The following is a 709-nucleotide window of genomic DNA, read 5'->3' as shown; positions in this document are numbered from 1 at the left end:
TGCGCTGCCGCCTTCGGCTGCCACCGGATCGAAACCCGTCGCACGCACCGTGATGACCTTGATCGGGTCGCTCGACTGCACCGTCGCGATCGCGTTGCCCGCGTAGATCGGGCGCTCGAACGTGTCGGCCGAAACCACGGCCGTGATCTCGGAGATCTGCGCGACGTCCAGCTTCGCGGCGATACGCGGCGCGATGTTCTTGCCGTAAGCCGTTGCCGGCGCGAGGATGTGCGAGTAGTCCTTCGCGATGTTCAGCGCGGTCGCTTCGACGTTTTCCGCGAGGCCCGCTTCGAGTTGCGGCGCATCGGCCAGCAACACCTTTGACACACCTGCGATCTTCGCTGCTGCATCGGCAGCCGCTTGCGCGTTGTGGCCCGCGACCAGCACGTGGATGTCACCGCCGATCTTCGCTGCTGCTGCCACCGTGTTCAGCGTCGCGGCCTTGATCGACGCGTTGTCGTGTTCTGCAATCACCAGAATCGTCATTTCTTTCCGCTCCCTCTTACAGCACCTTGGCTTCGGTCTTCAGCTTCTCGACCAGCGTCTTCACGTCCGGCACCTTCACGCCGGCCGCGCGCTTCGGCGGCTCGGCCACCTTCAGCGTCTTCAGACGCGGCGCGACGTCCACGCCCAGGTCTTCCGGCTTCACCGTTTCCAGCGGCTTCTTCTTCGCCTTCATGATGTTCGGCAGCGTCACGTAGCGCGGCTC

The 709-nt window shown here is 64.5% G+C and carries 2 pseudogenes; both read right to left on the bottom strand.

The features are described 5' to 3' along the window. Window positions 1-486, bottom strand: a pseudogene (locus DIE12_RS37745) (electron transfer flavoprotein subunit alpha/FixB family protein); the annotation flags it as partial. A 16-nt stretch (window positions 487-502) separates the two neighbouring features. Then, window positions 503-709, bottom strand: a pseudogene (locus DIE12_RS37740) (electron transfer flavoprotein subunit beta/FixA family protein); the annotation flags it as partial.

It is taken from the genome of Burkholderia sp. Bp9015 (assembly GCF_003853505.1).
Taxonomy (GTDB): Bacteria; Pseudomonadota; Gammaproteobacteria; order Burkholderiales; family Burkholderiaceae; genus Burkholderia.
Note: the sequence above shows the minus strand (reverse complement) of the source record. Positions and strands in the feature narration are given on the sequence as shown.